The organism is Pseudoalteromonas sp. TAB23 (assembly GCF_000498075.1).
Lineage (GTDB): Bacteria > Pseudomonadota > Gammaproteobacteria > Enterobacterales > Alteromonadaceae > Pseudoalteromonas > Pseudoalteromonas arctica.
On the sequence record NZ_AUTP01000209.1, the window covers coordinates 17,029 to 33,635 of the forward strand.

A 16,607-nucleotide genomic window follows, 5' to 3' on the forward strand; every position below is an offset into this window, starting at 1 on the left:
CAAAAAAGGGATGAAAACACTGTTTTCATCCCTTTCTTACTTTTAATACGTTACTTTATTAAAAGTAACGTATTAAAAGTTATATTCGTACTTAGCAAACGCAGAAGTATCGTTTTCAGCACCGTCGTTGTTAGACGCAAAAGCACCTAAAGTGACGCGTCCTCCCATAGAAAGCATTCTGTAACGAAGTTCTAATTGTTTACTGTTGTAGGCTGTTTTAGTTATGCTGTTACCTAAATCTGGATTGCTAGGGTACCAATCACTATTGTCACTATTGTAATCAACACTGCGTAATTTCAACTGCCAATCATCACCATTAGAAAGCTGACCAAGTAGTGTTAGGACAACTGATTGCGCATCATTATCATACGTCGAACCAATAGTGCGTCCATGGTAGCGATAGCCAGACTTATAAGTATCATGCTCATAGTAACAATTTTCAACTATTGATTCAGCTTGGCATGCAACACCAGTATCTATATATTCAACATTTACTAATATGTTTTGAGCATAAATGCGCTGTGTTGTTTGCACACCAAATAAGTAAGCTCTATCAGCGGGTTTAAACTGTGAGCTAGCATCTTCACCTATAGTACTGGCATAAACCGCATATGGTTGATCAAATAAGGTATCTGACCAACGAATATCAATACCAGCCAATTGATTACCTATTTTCGACTCTAACTGGCTATCACAACTCTCATTGCCATCGATACATGCAGTTTGCCCTGTTATGACATCAATAAAATCACCCGCAGAGCCCGGTTGTCCGTCACCTGCCCATTGTGCAGACCAGCTAAGTGCAATTTCTAACTGTTGAATAGGGCGAAAATTAACACGAGTACTCCACAGTAAAGCATCAGGTATAACACGCGTAGACTCAAGTTTAGCCATTTGTGCAGTAAAGCTCCATTGACCAATCCAGCTCAGCCATGGTGTATCGAAAGCAGTACTTTTTTCTCTGGTAACACTTAGTGCAGGTAAAGGTTTCGCATTACCTGACATAATTAAGCTGTTATCAACACCAGGTCCCCAAAATTGTTCAACAGCACCGGCTCTAAAAATCCAGTTACCTAAACGGTAAGCTAAGTAACTATTATCAAGTGAGGTATCGTTACAATCGGTTAAAGCTTGCTCGTTGGTAACTATATCGTCAGTCGTTTTTCCATCAACTAAACATTTTTTACCGTCTTTTCTATAATTTATAGCTACTTTAGCTGCAAAGTTATCGCCTAAATAAGCGTAAGCTGCAGAAAGCTCTGTTTCTTGAGTATTTGTTGCACCAAAGCTTGTTGCTATGATTGGATCTGTGGCTGCAAAAGCTGATAATTGAAGACTATGTGAGCTACTATTTTCTGATTTATATCGATGTTTAACGCGAAGTAAAGCATCTTGTAAGCTTGGAGATAATTGCTCCAGCGGCATACTTTCCACATCGCTTATAAAACTTTTCCACATAAGCGGATAGGTAGTTACAGGAGCTAAAATAACACCGGCATCAGCTAATTGTTGAATATCAGCTCTTAGACCATAATCATCGGGTTTTACCCATGGCTCAGCATTAACTGATGCGCTCATAGCGCAAAAAAGAGTAGAAAGTAGAAAAATTCTGTTTCGCAAAGTTCAGATCCTTGTGATTAAGATTGCGGCTAAGTTTATCAATCTAAGTCTGCTATTGCAGTAAATAATCAAATTTATAGAGTTAATTTAATATATTAAAATGTAACCTGTCTATCGTAATAAGTATCTGATTGATATACTGGAGCTCAAATAGGACATTGAGAATGCAATGAGTAACAAACGACTTTTATTTATTCCAGTATCATCACCAGAAGGCATTGGTGAATATATGCGCTCGTTGTTGTTGGCTCAAAGTTTAAAGGCAGAACTTGCAGATTCTCTCGATATTCACTTTATATTAAATAAGCATACAAGCTACGCAAAAGATTGTCCTTTTGAAGCCACACTACTCGAACACTCAGCGACTAAAGAGCTTGATTTTGTTTGCGACTTTATAGAGCAATTTAAACCTGATGTCGTTGTTTTTGATTGTGCAGGACGTGCAGGGCATATGAAGGCGGCTAAAAAGGTAGGCGCTAAAGTTATATTCATTTCTCAGCATGCAAAAAAACGTGCTAAAGGCTTAAAACTTAACAGAATTAATTTAATTGATAAACATTGGGTTGTACAGCCTGATTATTGTATTGAGCCACTTACATGGGCTGAAAGTACGAAGTTAGACATGTTTCCCTTGGCACATCCTCGAAATGTAGGTCCTTTTGTTACATTTGCCTCTTGCGCGCAAAAACGTGATGTTTTAAATCGCTATAACTTAGTATCGGAAGGCTATTTTATTGTAAATGCTGGCTCAGGCGGACATGTATTAAATAACCTTAATTGCGCTGATGTTTACTTTAAAGCCGCGCTTAAAATTACTAAGCACACTGGTTTAAAAGCAGTTGTTGTGTTTGGTCCCAATTATAAGAAAGCCATTCCTGAGAGTGATGAGGTTACTTGTTTAGCAAGTCTGCAAAGTACTGATTTTTTGGCATTAATGAGCCAAGCTAAAATCGCATTACTTAGCGGTGGAGATACTTTACTGCAAGCAATTGCAGTTCAAACCCCCGTTGTGGCATGTGCTATCTCAAAAGATCAAAATACACGTTTGGATCATTGTGTTAATGCAGGTGTTGTCATAAAAGCAAATCTTGATATTGATGAAATCACTACGAAAATAGCTCAGGTTATTAGCGAGCCTTTCTATAATGAATTCGTTGCTAAATATAGCCAACTTGATAATACACATAGCTTCGATGTGATCACTAATGGCATAAAAAATATGCTTATAGGGGATCGCTAATGAATATAGTGATTGTAATTGATTCCCTAGTGGGTGGTGGTGCTGAAAAAGTAATGCTTACCCTTGCTGAGGAAATGGCCAAGTTACAGCACAGAATTACTATTTTGTCTCTTGCTAACTCTATTGAATATAATATTCCTGAAGTACTTAACGTGGAGAGTTTATTCGCACATAGGGCATCAAAAGTAGATCGATTTTGGCAGCGTAAAAATAGCATTTTAACACTACAAACTTGGTTTGAAAAAAAACAAAGCGAGCTGGGCAATATTGATTTAGTGCTTTCTAATCTTGATAGAAGTAATAACTTGCTCGCGCGTAGTAATATCAAAAATGTTCATTTTGTTATTCACAACTCAGTTAATGCAGAACTTGCACGTCAAAAAAAGTTAGGTCCATTTTCATACTTATATCTTAAAAAAAGTAAGCAAAATTTAAATGGTAAATCACTTATTTGCGTATCAAAGGGTGTTGAAAAAGAAATAACACAAGGGGATTTAATTAACCCAAGTGCAATTGCGACTATTTATAACCCGTTCGATTTTGAAAAAATAAAACAACAAGCAAATGAGCAAAATAACAATATCCCAAATGAGCCCTACTTAATTCATGTAGGAAGACTCGCCAAACAAAAACGCCACGATATATTATTTGCAGCATTTGCAAAGCTTGATAAAAAATACAAGTTAGTACTTTTATGTAATAAACCTGCAAAAGCGATAAAGCTTGCACAGCAATACGGCATAGAAAAACAGTTAGTAGTGCCAGGATTTCAACAAAACCCGTACAACTGGATTAAGCATGCCAAAGCTTTAGTGTTGAGTTCTGATTTTGAAGGACTTCCAACGGTATTAATTGAGGCTTTAGCGGTCGGTACTCCGGTAGTTAGCACTAATTGTACATTTGGACCAAGCGAGATATTAACAGGCGAGCTAAGCAAATATTTAGTACCTGCTGGACAAAGTGAGGCATTAGCCAATGCCGTTAAGCAGGTGCTAGCAGATAAGCCAAATGTAGAAAACGCAGATATTCTAAAACAAGTACAGGCAGAGCAAGTTGCTCTGCAGTATTTAGCATTGGCTAACTAAGTTAACTTATATTAGGTTAACTTATATTGGTGAGCGCTTTGAGGTAGTTGCTATGCAGAGTTTGCCAGTCAGTCGCTTGCCAATTAAATGACTCGTTTCGACCTTGTTCTTTTAAAAATGAGCGCTCAAGTCGTTCCATATTACTTTGTTGCCACTGCACATTAGGCATTTTTATTTCACCTCTATCAAAGTCGATAATGTACACATCACCAGTATCATCAAACAAAATGTTATTAATGTTTAAATCGGCGTGATACACACCTTTTGAATGAAATAGCGCGATTGTTTTAGCTATGCGCTCCAACTCATCTTCGGTCAATGGGCGTTCAATTAATACATCGAGTACACTTTTAGCGCCTTTAACAGCCTCGGTAATAATATCACCACGATAAATTAATCCGCTGCGGGTTACTTTAGCTGCAATAGGGGTTGGTACGTTTAAACCAAGCTCTATAAGTTTACTCATTAAGCTAAACTCTTTATACACACGGGTTTGTTCAAGTCCTGGGTATAAATATTGATCGCTTAGCAATTTACCTACTAAGCCACCGCGCCAATAATGCCTAAGTACGGCTGTTAATTCGTCTTGCTTAAAAAACCACGCAGTTGCTCGACCTTTTTTAGCGCCCACAATTTTATTTTGTTGTTGCCAATAATTTGCATCAAACCAATCGAGGGTAATTTGGCTCGTGTATTTAGGGTGGCTTAATACAGTGTGATTGCCTTGCACGTGTTGTTTAAACATAGCTCTGCGTAATTGCTAAATAATGTGCCTATATTAGCGCGTTTTAAAGCTGAGGATAAGTGCTTGCAATAGCGTGATTATAATTTAAGATCGGCTTTTGTATTTAATACCTAAGGGAATGTGTGACTCAAGCTCCTAACTATTCATCTATTTGTATATTAAGACTCTCAGCCATTGGTGACGTATGTCATGGTGTGAGTGCTGTACAAGCCATTCAAAAAGCACACCCAAATGCAAAAATCACGTGGGTTATTGGTAAAATAGAAGCGATGTTACTTGCCGACTTACCGGGTGTTGAGCTGGTGGTATTTGATAAAAAACAAGGTAAAGCAGCACTTAAAAGCTTAAAGCAACGCTTTAAAGATCAACAGTTTGATGTACTACTTAATATGCAAGTTGCATTAAGGGCTGGGTTTGTAGCGCGTTGTATTCCTGCAAAAGTAAAAATAGGGTTTGATTGGGCGCGTTCAAAAGAATTGCACAGCTTGTTTATTAATAAACGAATAGCCCCAGAAGCTCAGGCGCATGTGCTTGAAGGCTTTAAAGGTTTTGCTAAAGCAGTTGGTGTAGCTGATTATAAACCGAGTTGGGACATGCCATATACAGAGCAAGACCAAGCGGTTGCTGATGAACTACTAACACCAGAGTACCTAACTAATAAACTGTTAGTAATATCGCCAGCAGCAAGTAAAGCACAGCGCAATTGGCTCGCTGATCGTTATGCAGCATTGGTTGATTATGCAAATGAGCAAGGCTTTAAGGTGGTATTGACGGGGGGGCCAACAGAACTTGAAATTAACCTAGCAAATAGTATTGTTGAGTATAGTAAAACACCTATTTTAAATTTAGTGGGTAAAACGAAACTCAAAGAGTTGTTGTGCGTGTTAAAGCGTGGCAGCTTAGTGCTTGCGCCCGATACGGGTCCTGCACATATGGCGGTAACGGTTGGTACGCCGGTTATTGGTTTATACGCACATTCAAACCCAGCACGCACAGGTCCTTACTTATACCAAGACTACGTGGTAGAGGTTTATCATCAAAATTTGCTTAAGCAAACTGGTAAAACAGCTGAGCAAGTGCCGTGGGGTACGCGCGTAAAAGGCGATGATTTAATGAGCCAAATTACAGTTGATGACGTAAAAGCGATGTTTGATCATGTTGTACAAAAAGAGTCTTTGTAATGAATGCACAAAAAAAAAATAAAGCACTTTTTTTAGACCGAGATGGCGTAGTAAATGTTGACCATGGTTATGTGTATCAAAGCGATAAATTTGAATTTATTGAAGGTGTTTTTAGTACTTGTAAAGCATTTTATGATGCGGGCTATAAAATCATAATCGTCACTAATCAATCTGGAATTGGCCGAGGTTATTACACCGAAACTGATTTTTTAGCACTAACTGATTGGATGAAAACCCAATTTAGCGATCACAGTATTGAAGTTGCCGATGTGTACTTTTGCCCTCATCACCCAAAAAAAGCGCACCCTGAATATTTGAAAGAGTGCAGTTGCAGAAAGCCTGCGCCAGGTATGTTATTACAAGGCATACAAGAGCATAACATCGACCCTGCTTGCAGTATTATGGTGGGCGATAAACTCAGTGATATGCAGGCTGCGAAAAAAGCGGGCATCACTACCCGTGTTTTAGTGCGTTCAGGGCAAAGCTTTGACGAAAGCGCTAAGCAAGAAGCTGATTTAATTATTGATTCTATAAGTAGTTTACCTGCACTTTTAAACACATAAATAAACAGCCTGTAAACTGGCAGGAATTCCTTCCAACTTAGGGCGTTTGCGACGAACTGCAAACCGTGCATTTTACCCATTAAACTTTTACAATACCCCGCATAATAAACAGCCGCGAAAGTGCGGTTGTTTACCCGTTCAAATATATGGAGAACTTAGATGAGAGCATCTGCTTTTTTTAGCCAGTTACAACAGCAAATTGAAGACGTAAAAACCGAAGGTTTGTATAAAAGCGAACGTATTATTAAATCTCAGCAGCAAGCTCAAATCGAAGTTGCATCAGGTAAAGTAATCAACTTTTGTGCTAATAACTACTTAGGTCTAGCTAATAGCCCAGAGTTAATTGAAGCTGCGCAAAACGGTTTAAATAATCATGGTTTTGGTGTGGCGTCTGTTCGTTTTATTTGTGGCACGCAAGATATTCATAAAACGCTAGAGAAAAAAATCAGTGAGTTTTTAGAAACAGAAGATACGATTTTATATTCTTCATGTTTTGATGCAAACACCGGTTTGTTTGAAACTATTTTAGGCGCAGAAGACGCTATTATTTCTGATTCGTTAAACCATGCATCAATTATTGATGGTGTACGTTTGTGTAAAGCTAAGCGTTTTCGTTATGCAAATAACGACATGGCTGATCTTGAAAAGCAGCTTATTGCTGCCGATGAAGCAGGTGCTAAAACGAAGTTAATAGCGACTGATGGCGTGTTTTCTATGGACGGCGTTATTTGTAATTTAGAAGCTGTGTGCGACTTAGCCGATAAATATGATGCGCTTGTAATGGTAGATGACTCTCACGCAGTTGGCTTTGTTGGCGAAAACGGTAAGGGTACACCTGAGTACTGTAATGTATTAGACCGTGTAGATATTATCACCGGTACATTAGGTAAGGCGCTGGGCGGTGCTTCAGGTGGTTATACATCAGGTAAAAAAGAAATTGTTGAATGGTTACGTCAGCGTTCACGCCCATACTTGTTCTCAAACTCATTAGCGCCTTCAATTGTTACTGCATCAATTAAAGTACTTGAAATGCTTGAAAATGGCGGCGAGCTTCGCGCTAAACTTTGGTCAAATGCTAAATATTTCCGTGAGCAAATGGAAGCTGCTGGTTTTACGTGTGCAGGTAAAGATCATGCAATTATTCCAGTAATGCTAGGAGATGCAAAAGTAGCCTCGTTAATGGCTGATAAGTTACTTGTTGAAGGTATTTACGTAACCGGTTTTTCATTCCCAGTAGTACCAAAAGGGCAAGCGCGTATTCGTACACAAATTTCAGCGGCGCATAGCATTGAGCAACTCGATATTGCTATTGATGCATTTACCCGTATTGGTAAAGAAATGGGCGTTATTTAATTTTATTTTAAACCGAAGCCTTGCTTCGGTTTTTTTAGTTGAGTGTGAATTATGAAAGCATTATCTAAATTAAAAGCAGAACCGGGCATTTGGATGACAGATGCGCCAAAGCCAGAAGTCGGTCATAACGACTTACTGATTAAAATTCGTAAAACAGCTATTTGTGGTACCGACGTACATATTTACAAATGGGATGAATGGGCAAGCAAAACTATTCCTACTCCAATGGTTGTTGGTCACGAATATGTTGGTGAAGTCGTTGATATGGGCCAGGAAGTTCGTGGCTTTAAAGTAGGCGACCGCGTATCGGGTGAAGGTCATATTACCTGTGGGCATTGTCGAAATTGTCGTGCTGGGCGTGTACATTTATGCCGAAATACAACAGGCGTAGGTGTAAACCGTGAAGGTGCATTTGCAGAGTATTTAGTTATTCCTGCATTTAATGCATTTAAAATTCCAGATAACATTTCTGACGAACTGGCTTCTATTTTTGACCCGTTTGGCAATGCAGTTCATACCGCATTATCGTTTGACTTAGTTGGCGAAGATGTACTTATTACTGGTGCAGGCCCAATCGGTATTATGGCAGCAGCGGTTGCAAAACACGTTGGTGCTCGCCACGTCGTTATTACCGACGTAAATGAATACCGCCTAGATTTAGCCCGCAAAATGGGTGCATCACGTGCTGTAAACGTGGCAAGCGAAAAGCTTGAAGATGTAATAAAAGACTTAGGTATGACAGAGGGCTTTGATATTGGTCTTGAGATGTCAGGTGTGCCAAGCGCTTTTAATTCAATGCTTAATAACATGAACCACGGCGGTAAAATTGCCATGCTAGGTATTCCACCATCTGATATGGCAGTTGATTGGAACCAAGTTATTTTTAAAGGTTTAGTGATTAAAGGTATTTACGGTCGCGAAATGTTCGAAACGTGGTACAAAATGGCAAGCTTGATTCAATCTGGTCTTGATTTGAACCCAATTATTACACATCAGTATTCTGTGGATGACTTCCAAGCTGGCTTTGATATGATGATTTCAGGTCAGTCAGGTAAAGTAATTTTAAACTGGGATTAGTTCCTAACTAAATTACAAGAAGGGCGGCTTTAGCCGCCTTTTTTATACTATTAATTAAAGAGACTTCAATGGCATTTAAACACATTTCTATAGCGCAAACGTTAGAACTTCTAGATAAAGAAGACGTTGTAATTGCAGATATTCGTGATCCAAATTCGTATCAAGCTGGTCGTATTCCAGGCTCAGAAGCACTTTCTAACGGTAATATTGCACAATTTATGATGGAAAAAGAATTCGAACAGCCAATTATTATTGTGTGTTACCACGGTATGAGCTCTCAGGGCGCAGCTAGTTATTTAGTTGAGCAAGGCTTTGAAGATGTTTACAGCATGGATGGCGGTTTTACTGCTTGGGAAGCGTCTTATAGCGAGAAAGTAGAGCGATGATAGAGCTTGGCAGTTTAAATAACCCACGCGCCGCACAGGGCTTTATAGATTATTTAAAAAGCCAGGGCCTAGATGCAAAGATACACTCGGCAGATGGCAGTAATGTCATTATTAGCGTGACTGAGGAGGACTTTCATCAAGTTCAGCCTTTATGGGTTGAGTTTACACAAAATCCTAATCATGAAAAATACCAGCAAGCATCTTGGGATGTAGGCAGCACACAGTCGCCGCTTAAATATCAAGGGCAATCACTTAATCTTATGGCGCGATTTAAAGCGCTTAGCTGGCTTAACCAAACTGTTAGCATATTAAGTATTGTTATTTATGTCGCTTTTTTATTGGGTGGATTTGATGAAATTTATACAGCTCTGCAATTTAATCCATCACAACCGCTTAGTTGGTTAACACCTGCGCTTGTGCATTTTAGCGCGATGCATATTGTGTTTAATTTAATTTGGTGGATGTCGCTTGGCGACAATATCGAAAAGCAATGCGGAAAACTCAGCTTAATAGGTTTGTTTTTAGTGACTGCACTTATTAGTAATTGGGCGCAATACCTAATGGTTGGTCCTAACTTTGGCGGTTTGAGTGGCGTAGTATATGGGTTACTTGGTTTTTGTTGGATTCATAGCTTTTTAAATCCGAACAAACCTGCGCTGGTTAGTACGGCTATTGTTGGTTTTATGTTGATTTGGTTAGTGCTTGGTTTTGCAGATGTATTGTTTGTAGGTATGGCTAATTGGGCGCACTTAGGTGGATTAGTTAGCGGTATGGCTTTTGCCTACACCGCCAAAGTATTTAACGCAAAACGTTAAATACTAATGATATAAATACTTAGTGAACAAGACTTCACGGATGATCTCTTGTCCTGTTTCTTCTTTTAAAAGGCTTTTTAGTTTTTCGGCGCACTTTGCGCGTATTTCTTCACGGCCAGTAAGGGATTTTATTTTTTCTTCAGGCTCTTTAGATAAAATCTCTACTAGGGCATCACGTAGTAATGGCGTGTGGTGCTCTACTACTGCAATATCTGAAGTGTCATTAAGCATTAAATCAATAGTTACACGCACATAGCCCATTTTTTTACTTGATGCGCCAATATAGTTGGTGATTATATCGGGCTCAAAACCAAAATAACCAACTGTAGATTCAGCACGAGCTGTAAAGCTTATGACGCTTACAAAGAACGTAAAAAGACCTGCGTATACTATTTTTTTCATATTTAAAGCGTTTCTTAAAACTTGTTACAAATAGTTTATACTTAATAGTGGGTAATAAACAGCGCCAAGCAATTATTTATGGTTATAAAACATCACTTTTTCAAAAGCTTTGGCAATGGTATCATCTCGTTGTTTTTTATTTTGTTGAGCTATTGTGATTACTTATCCTCTGTCTATATCTGCTAATTGGCAGTCCACTTCATATGTAAGTGATTTATCTCCTCTAGAGCAAGAATGGCTTTTTGAACCTAATTCTTTAACTGCTAAATTAAAAAGTAAATCACAAATTTTTAGTGTAAGAGTATTAAGCGAGCAGTTATTTGCTTTAAGCCTAGAGCAAAAGTTATTACTAAACTGTAGCGCTAAAACAGCTATTAATAGAGAAGTACTCTTATTGTGCGATAACAAACCTGTGGTGTACGCACAGAGCTGGCTTCCTAAAAATGATTCGAGCAATCCTTTGCACAATATGGGTGAACGACCTCTTGGTGATGTGATTTTTCAAGACCCAGCACTAAAACGAACGGATATAGAAATTGCTTATTTTGATGCCAAGCACCCCGTTCAGCAATTAGTTGCAAAATTAAACCTACCCGAGAAAAACTTACTAGGGCGTCGAAGTGTATTTTCACTCAAAGAATATAAATTTTTAGTGTGTGAAGTGTTTTTACCCGGAGCGTATTTATACTCATGAAATTAGCCGCTTTAAAGCCAAAAAATATTTCTTATTATATACAGTTAATGCGTATAGATAAGCCCATTGGTACCTTGTTATTACTTTGGCCAACATACTGGGCTTTATGGCTTGCTAATAGTGGGATGCCGAGCTTACTCAACTTTATTATATTTACGCTGGGCGTTGTTGTTATGCGAAGTGCAGGATGTGTAATTAATGATTTTGCAGATAGAAAAATAGACGGCTCGGTAAAACGCACAGCTCAGCGGCCGCTAGCTTCAGGGCGGGTTAGTAGTGGTGAAGCACTTAGTCTATTTTTACTGCTCATAGTTATTGCGTTTATTTTAGTATTAATGCTTAGCGTTAATACTATTTTGCTTTCTTTTGGGGCTTTGGCTTTAGCCTTTTGCTACCCTTTTATGAAACGCTATACACAATTACCACAAGTTGTTTTAGGGGCTGCATTTGGTTGGGCTATTCCAATGGCGTATATGGCTTCAATAAATGCATTACCGCAGCAGGCATGGTTATTATTTATAGCCAATATTTGCTGGACAGTCGCTTATGACACTATGTATGCGATGGTTGATAGAGATGACGATTTAAAAATAGGGGTAAAATCAACCGCTATTTTATTTGGTAAATACGACCGCCACATAATCTTTTTACTTAATGCTGTATTTATAGCGCTGGTTGCGTTTATTGGTATAAGTAATCATTTAAGTGTCGCGTTTGGCATTGGTTTGAGTGTAGCAGCTGGTTTATTGGCATATCAACAAACGCTTATTCATAAACGTGAAAGAGATGCCTGCTTTAAAGCGTTTTTAAATAATCATTATGTGGGCTTGGCTATCTTTATAGGGTTATTACTTTCATACTCAATAGCATTTTAAAGCCTTAATAAAAGCCGTTAAAATTCTCTATTTAGATCTATCGGGGCGGATCAATAATGCCGCTAATAGAGGCGTTTTTTCTAAACCATCCAGCAATAGAATAGCGTTCGTCAACTGCGGGAAGCACTTCATGGGCAAAACGTTCGCTTTCAAACATAACCAATGTGCCAGCAGTTGGTTTAATGGTTATTTCTACTTCTTTACTTTTAGGTTTATATATAACAAGTTCGCCACCTTGCTCTGGCGTATTTAAATAAAGCACCGTTGTAAATACACGATTAGATCGACCTTTAAATGCATCTAAATGTTTTTTGTAAAAATCACCCTGTGTATATTTTGCATAATGGCATTCGTAATCAAATAGCCCCATAAAAAAGCTACGATTTAACGTGGTTTTTATACTTTGCATTATTGCTTGGTAAGTAAGCTGTGCTTGAGAGCTGCCGTCAAACCAATAGGTTTTGTCAGTACGAATAGTTTTATCTATTTGTAAGTTATTTAATCGACCAATACCGGCAAGGCTAAAGTGGGGGTTTATACGGTGACAATCTGCAACTAAATCGTTAACTAAATCGGCAATAAGCGCGTTATGAATTACGGTGTATCCTTGGCGTTCTATATCATCTAAATAGACATCAGGACCAAAAAGTGTGTTCATTCACATCAGCTGTTTAAAAAAGGTGCGACAGTGTAGCCGAAAAGCGATTTAAAGCTACTGTTTATTGTGCCGCACTTTTTCAAAAAGAAGAGTTAGTTAAATGCAGCTCCCGCTTTTTTTATAAGCGACAACAAGTGCTCTACATGTTCGGTAATAGACGTTTGTTGGCTTGTCTGTACAATGAGTTGTTCGTGATTTAAATCTTTATTTGTTTTTAGTTGCACGAGTTCAGAGTTCTCTGCGATTGTGTTTGCATGCTCAATGCTTGCAATAGCAAAGTGATCTGATTTAACTACACCGGCCATTACTTGCTCAATGCTGCCCACTTTAATACTTGATGATTTATTTAAAGAATCAATTGCTTCATTAAGCATAGTTTGCACTTGTTTAGATTGAGAGAAGCAGCCAAACATAGGGTAGCTATCAAGATTTTGCTTACTTATATCGTTTTTATGTGCAAGAGGGTGATTTTTTGAAACAAATAATACAAGCTGATCAGGTAAGTGAATGTCACTGCCAATACTATTAATAGCTTGAGAGTATACACTTATGTCTATTTCACCTTGTTGGAGTCTGCGTGTTAGCTCTTGTTGATCTTGTAACTGCATTTCAATTTTTATATGAGGATATTGGGCTAAAAACTGTCCACAAGAAATAGGTACTATGCTGCTTGCCTTATTGGTATAGCCAATAACAAGTTTTTCATTAGCATTACCGTTTACTGATTGAAAAATCCGTTTTTTCGTTAGCTCAAGTTCCGATAGAGTCGTTTTAGCATATTCAAGGAAAAGTTCGCCTTCAGGCGTTAATTTAACCGAACGAGTTGAGCGTTTTACTAACTCATATCCCATTTCATTTTCAAGTGTTTGAATGCTGCGCGTTAGCGCTGAAGTACTAATTTGGGTTTGTTCAGCTGCTTGTCTAAAGTGACGTAATACACCAAGTGCTACAAATTGCTCTAATTGTTCAAATCTCACTTTATAGTCCCTTTTTATAAGTAAGTCGCAGATACCACGGATATCAAATATATTAATTTTTATTCTAAAGTTTAGTAAAATTCTATATTGAAATACGGTTGCAAGTTCATACGTGTTTCCAGCAGGATACCCCCCTTTTAGTATTAATTAAAGAGGAAAGCGACCAAATAGTATTACTTTTTTAATTGATAACTAGTTGTTTATTGTGTTTTGTCTATATTTTTGCAATTAACTATATAGGCAAAGTTATTTTAACTCAGTGGGTTAGTTAGGAGGTTGGAATTTAATTGTTCTAATTAATAAAAAAGTACGCCCCAAAATAGGGCGTACATATAACATGATTGTGACAAATAATAGGGTGTTTTATCTATAAGAGTTTATTTTACAAAATTTCTATTTATTCGGCTGCTTAATGGTTTATTTTCAATGCTTTGCAGTTCTATTTCAATCGCATCACAGGAAATATGTATTTCGAATAAAGACGTTAACAACGATAAACTTAAGCAAGCTAAGCTAATGCCAAATAAAATAATCCCTGTGGTATTAAATTCAATAAATAAAGCAAACATCGAAAATGTACACAGTAAAAAAGAGGCTACGCCGTATACCTGCATTGTTCTGATTAAGTTTATTCGTTTACGTAAGTTAGTGATTTGAGCGACTACAACAGGTCGAATAGATTCGCCTTCGCGCGCATTTAACTCTCTAATTAATTGCGCTAAAACTAAAAATCGGTTTGTATAGGCTAATAATAGCAGTGATATGGCCGGAAAAAGTAAGCCCGGGGTTGTAAGTGTCATGTTTATTCCTTAAAAGTGCAGCATGTTAATAATCTAGCGCAGGATATTGATAACACAAAATAAATGAGGTGAATATTGCAAAATATTAATAATAAAAATTCAACTGAAAGCTCTTTTCAATGGGTTACAATTTATAAAGCCGAAAATACCCTTGAAGCTAATATTATTAAAGGTTTAATACAAACCAGTGGCATTGAATGCAAAATAAAAGGTGAGATGCTCCAAGGTGCATTGGGAGAAATTCCATTTGATCAAGCACAAGTTAGTGTGCAGGTTTATGCGATAAAAGAGCGCCATGCGCGCCAAATATTGGTAAACTATCAACAAGTAAAACAATCCGCTCCAGATTGGGTATGCCCTAACTGTAATGAGCATAATGGATCAACATTTGATTTTTGTTGGTCGTGTGAGACGTTAAAGAATGACTAAAGCAAATAATTTTCAGCGTATTAGAGAGCTTAACTATTTACAAAAAGCTGTTTTAGCAAGTGCTTTAATAGAGCGAATGCTGCCAAATTACGGTTTATTTAGCGAAGCAACGGGGTTTGGTGATGAAACCTTACTTCGTAATTCGCTTAATGTTTGTTGGGAAAAAATATTACTGCCTAAAAGTAAAATAGATCTCGAAAAACAAGTTGAAAAAATAGAACCGAATGTTCCTGAACTTGCTGATTTTGATATGTTTGGTACTTACCCTGCTATTGATGCTGCAACGTCTTTACTTAGCTTAATGCATGGTTTAATGGCGCAAGATGAGCAAGAGTTCATTAGTGTCAGTAAAATATCTCAAGCAACAGTGGCTCGCTTTATTGAATATCAAATGACGGTTGAAGGTGAGGTTGCAGATAACACAGCAGTTAGAGAGCATCCATTAATGCAATACGAAATTGAAGTATTAGGTGAGCTAATTGATTTTGTAGAAAATATGGGGCGTATTACCTCTGATAGCGTGAAGGCACTTAAAAAGTTTGCCCTAGAAGATGGTCAAACAAATATTGGTCTTACGTTATAAAAACAGCGAAGTGAAATTTTAAAGGCAGGAGAAGTACAGTGCGAATTTTAGGCATTGAATCGTCATGTGATGAAACAGGTATTGCAATATACGATGACGAAAAAGGCTTGTTAGCTCATCAATTATACAGCCAAGTAAAAGTACACGCTGATTATGGCGGTGTAGTGCCGGAACTTGCATCGCGCGATCATGTTCGTAAAACGCTACCACTTATAGACGCAGCTTTTGCACAAGCGGGTTGTGGCCCAGAAGACTTAGATGGCATTGCTTATACTGCAGGCCCAGGTTTAGTTGGTGCATTATTGGTAGGTACTTCTATTGGTCGTTCATTAGCATACGGTTGGGATATTCCAGCTGTTGCTGTTCATCATATGGAAGGGCATTTACTTGCTCCGATGCTTGAAGAAAATATTCCTGAGTTTCCGTTTATTGCATTGCTTGTATCGGGCGGTCATACCATGATGGTTAAAGTAGCGGGNATGCCGCAGGCGAAGCCTTTGATAAAACGGCTAAGTTACTTGGTCTTGACTACCCTGGAGGTCCACGCTTAGCTAAAATGGCCGAACAAGGCGTTGCGAAGCGCTTTATTTTCCCTCGCCCGATGACCGACAAACCAGGTCTTGATTTTAGTTTTAGTGGTTTAAAAACAGCAGCATCAATCACTATTCGTGAAAATGACGATGATGAGCAAACCAAAGCCGATATAGCGCATGCATTTCAAACAGCGGTTATTGATACGTTGGTTATTAAGTGCAAACGAGCGCTTAAACAAACAGGTATTAAGCGTTTAGTAATCGCCGGTGGCGTAAGTGCAAATACACAGCTTCGACTGCAGCTTGAACGCGTAATGAAAGGTATGAAAGGTGAAGTTTTTTATCCGCGTACTGAATTTTGTACCGACAACGGTGCAATGATTGCTTATGCAGGAATGCAACGTTTAAAAGCAGGTCAGTTTGCAAGTCTTGATATGAAAACAAAACCTCGCTGGCCAATAGATAGCCTTGAGCCTATTTAATTATACCAATTGCATTAAATTAGTGATCTATTATAGCGATAAGAAAATAGCTCAATAACAAGGCTAAAATTATGATACATAGTTGTTCTATATAAATAATTTTTAACGT

Annotated in this window: 18 protein-coding genes and 1 pseudogene; 13 read left to right on the plus strand and 6 right to left on the minus strand. The window is 38.1% G+C overall.

Going from position 1 to position 16,607, the window contains the following annotated elements:
* Positions 1-72: 72 nt before the first annotated feature.
* Entirely contained in the window at positions 73-1,578 is a 1,506-nt protein-coding gene (locus L654_RS0110985; protein ID WP_080671222.1) for a capsule assembly Wzi family protein, read from the minus strand.
* 211 nt (positions 1,579-1,789) lie between these two features.
* Between L654_RS0110985 and L654_RS0110990 the strand changes: the two genes are divergently transcribed.
* The gene (locus L654_RS0110990) at positions 1,790-2,860 is read left to right on the plus strand and encodes a hypothetical protein (RefSeq protein ID WP_024608038.1); all 1,071 of its coding nucleotides are present in this window, start codon (positions 1,790-1,792) and stop codon (positions 2,858-2,860) included.
* Positions 2,860-3,945 (plus strand): glycosyltransferase, encoded by a 1,086-nt coding sequence (locus tag L654_RS0110995; RefSeq protein ID WP_024608039.1) that lies wholly within the window; start codon positions 2,860-2,862, stop codon positions 3,943-3,945. Before L654_RS0110990 ends, L654_RS0110995 begins: the two co-directional genes overlap by 1 nt.
* Positions 3,946-3,961: 16 nt before the next feature.
* Here the strand turns inward: L654_RS0110995 and L654_RS0111000 are convergent, their stop codons facing one another.
* Positions 3,962-4,690, minus strand: a complete 729-nt coding sequence (locus tag L654_RS0111000; protein ID WP_024608040.1) for a 3-deoxy-D-manno-octulosonic acid kinase — start codon at positions 4,688-4,690, stop codon at positions 3,962-3,964.
* A gap of 122 nt (positions 4,691-4,812) precedes the next feature.
* On the opposite strand from L654_RS0111000, the gene L654_RS0111005 reads away from it, so the two are divergent.
* The 6 genes from L654_RS0111005 (at position 4,813) to glpG (ending at position 10,065) form a co-directional block, all read left to right on the plus strand.
* Positions 4,813-5,871, plus strand: a complete 1,059-nt coding sequence (locus L654_RS0111005; protein WP_024608041.1) for a glycosyltransferase family 9 protein — start codon at positions 4,813-4,815, stop codon at positions 5,869-5,871.
* A complete protein-coding gene (gmhB, locus tag L654_RS0111010; RefSeq protein ID WP_024608042.1) occupies positions 5,871-6,434 on the plus strand; it encodes a D-glycero-beta-D-manno-heptose 1,7-bisphosphate 7-phosphatase in 564 nt (187 codons plus the stop codon). The genes L654_RS0111005 and gmhB overlap by 1 nt, the downstream gene beginning before the upstream one ends.
* 159 nt (positions 6,435-6,593) lie before the next feature.
* Positions 6,594-7,787, plus strand: a complete 1,194-nt coding sequence (locus L654_RS0111015; protein WP_024608043.1) for a glycine C-acetyltransferase — start codon at positions 6,594-6,596, stop codon at positions 7,785-7,787.
* 51 nt (positions 7,788-7,838) lie between these two features.
* A complete protein-coding gene (tdh, locus tag L654_RS0111020; protein ID WP_007584716.1) occupies positions 7,839-8,864 on the plus strand; it encodes an L-threonine 3-dehydrogenase in 1,026 nt (341 codons plus the stop codon).
* Between the two features lie 68 nt (positions 8,865-8,932).
* Complete coding sequence (gene glpE / locus L654_RS0111025) at positions 8,933-9,250, plus strand: thiosulfate sulfurtransferase GlpE (RefSeq protein ID WP_024608044.1); 318 nt, start codon at positions 8,933-8,935, stop codon at positions 9,248-9,250.
* Positions 9,247-10,065 (plus strand): rhomboid family intramembrane serine protease GlpG, encoded by an 819-nt coding sequence (gene glpG / locus L654_RS0111030; protein WP_007584718.1) that lies wholly within the window; start codon positions 9,247-9,249, stop codon positions 10,063-10,065. Before glpE ends, glpG begins: the two co-directional genes overlap by 4 nt.
* A 3-nt stretch (positions 10,066-10,068) precedes the next feature.
* Here the strand turns inward: glpG and L654_RS0111035 are convergent, their stop codons facing one another.
* Complete coding sequence (locus tag L654_RS0111035; RefSeq protein WP_007584719.1) at positions 10,069-10,467, minus strand: flagellar basal body-associated protein FliL; 399 nt, start codon at positions 10,465-10,467, stop codon at positions 10,069-10,071.
* Positions 10,468-10,621: 154 nt separating this feature from the next.
* On the opposite strand from L654_RS0111035, the gene L654_RS0111040 reads away from it, so the two are divergent.
* Positions 10,622-11,161: a chorismate lyase gene (locus tag L654_RS0111040; RefSeq protein ID WP_024608045.1), complete on the plus strand. Its 540-nt coding sequence runs from the start codon at positions 10,622-10,624 to the stop codon at positions 11,159-11,161.
* A complete protein-coding gene (gene ubiA / locus L654_RS0111045) occupies positions 11,158-12,036 on the plus strand; it encodes a 4-hydroxybenzoate octaprenyltransferase (protein WP_024608046.1) in 879 nt (292 codons plus the stop codon). Before L654_RS0111040 ends, ubiA begins: the two co-directional genes overlap by 4 nt.
* 37 nt (positions 12,037-12,073) lie before the next feature.
* On the opposite strand, the gene L654_RS0111050 is transcribed toward ubiA, so the two are convergent.
* The 3 genes from L654_RS0111050 to L654_RS0111060 all read right to left on the minus strand — a co-directional run bounded on the left by L654_RS0111050 (position 12,074) and on the right by L654_RS0111060 (position 14,471).
* The gene (locus tag L654_RS0111050; RefSeq protein ID WP_007584723.1) at positions 12,074-12,694 is read right to left on the minus strand and encodes a 2OG-Fe(II) oxygenase; all 621 of its coding nucleotides are present in this window, start codon (positions 12,692-12,694) and stop codon (positions 12,074-12,076) included.
* 92 nt (positions 12,695-12,786) lie between these two features.
* Positions 12,787-13,671: a LysR family transcriptional regulator gene (locus L654_RS0111055; RefSeq protein ID WP_024591464.1), complete on the minus strand. Its 885-nt coding sequence runs from the start codon at positions 13,669-13,671 to the stop codon at positions 12,787-12,789.
* Between the two features lie 377 nt (positions 13,672-14,048).
* Positions 14,049-14,471, minus strand: a complete 423-nt coding sequence (locus L654_RS0111060; protein ID WP_007584730.1) for a DUF2721 domain-containing protein — start codon at positions 14,469-14,471, stop codon at positions 14,049-14,051.
* 75 nt (positions 14,472-14,546) lie between these two features.
* On the opposite strand from L654_RS0111060, the gene L654_RS0111065 reads away from it, so the two are divergent.
* The 3 genes and pseudogenes from L654_RS0111065 (at position 14,547) to tsaD (ending at position 16,498) form a co-directional block, all read left to right on the plus strand.
* On the plus strand, positions 14,547-14,900 hold the full coding sequence (locus L654_RS0111065; protein ID WP_024608047.1) for a DUF2007 domain-containing protein: 354 nt from the start codon (positions 14,547-14,549) through the stop codon (positions 14,898-14,900).
* Positions 14,893-15,483: a YjaG family protein gene (locus L654_RS0111070; protein ID WP_007584732.1), complete on the plus strand. Its 591-nt coding sequence runs from the start codon at positions 14,893-14,895 to the stop codon at positions 15,481-15,483. The genes L654_RS0111065 and L654_RS0111070 overlap by 8 nt, the downstream gene beginning before the upstream one ends.
* 38 nt (positions 15,484-15,521) lie before the next feature.
* Positions 15,522-16,498, plus strand: a pseudogene (gene tsaD / locus L654_RS01000000125935) (tRNA (adenosine(37)-N6)-threonylcarbamoyltransferase complex transferase subunit TsaD).
* The last annotated feature ends 109 nt before the right edge of the window (positions 16,499-16,607 follow it).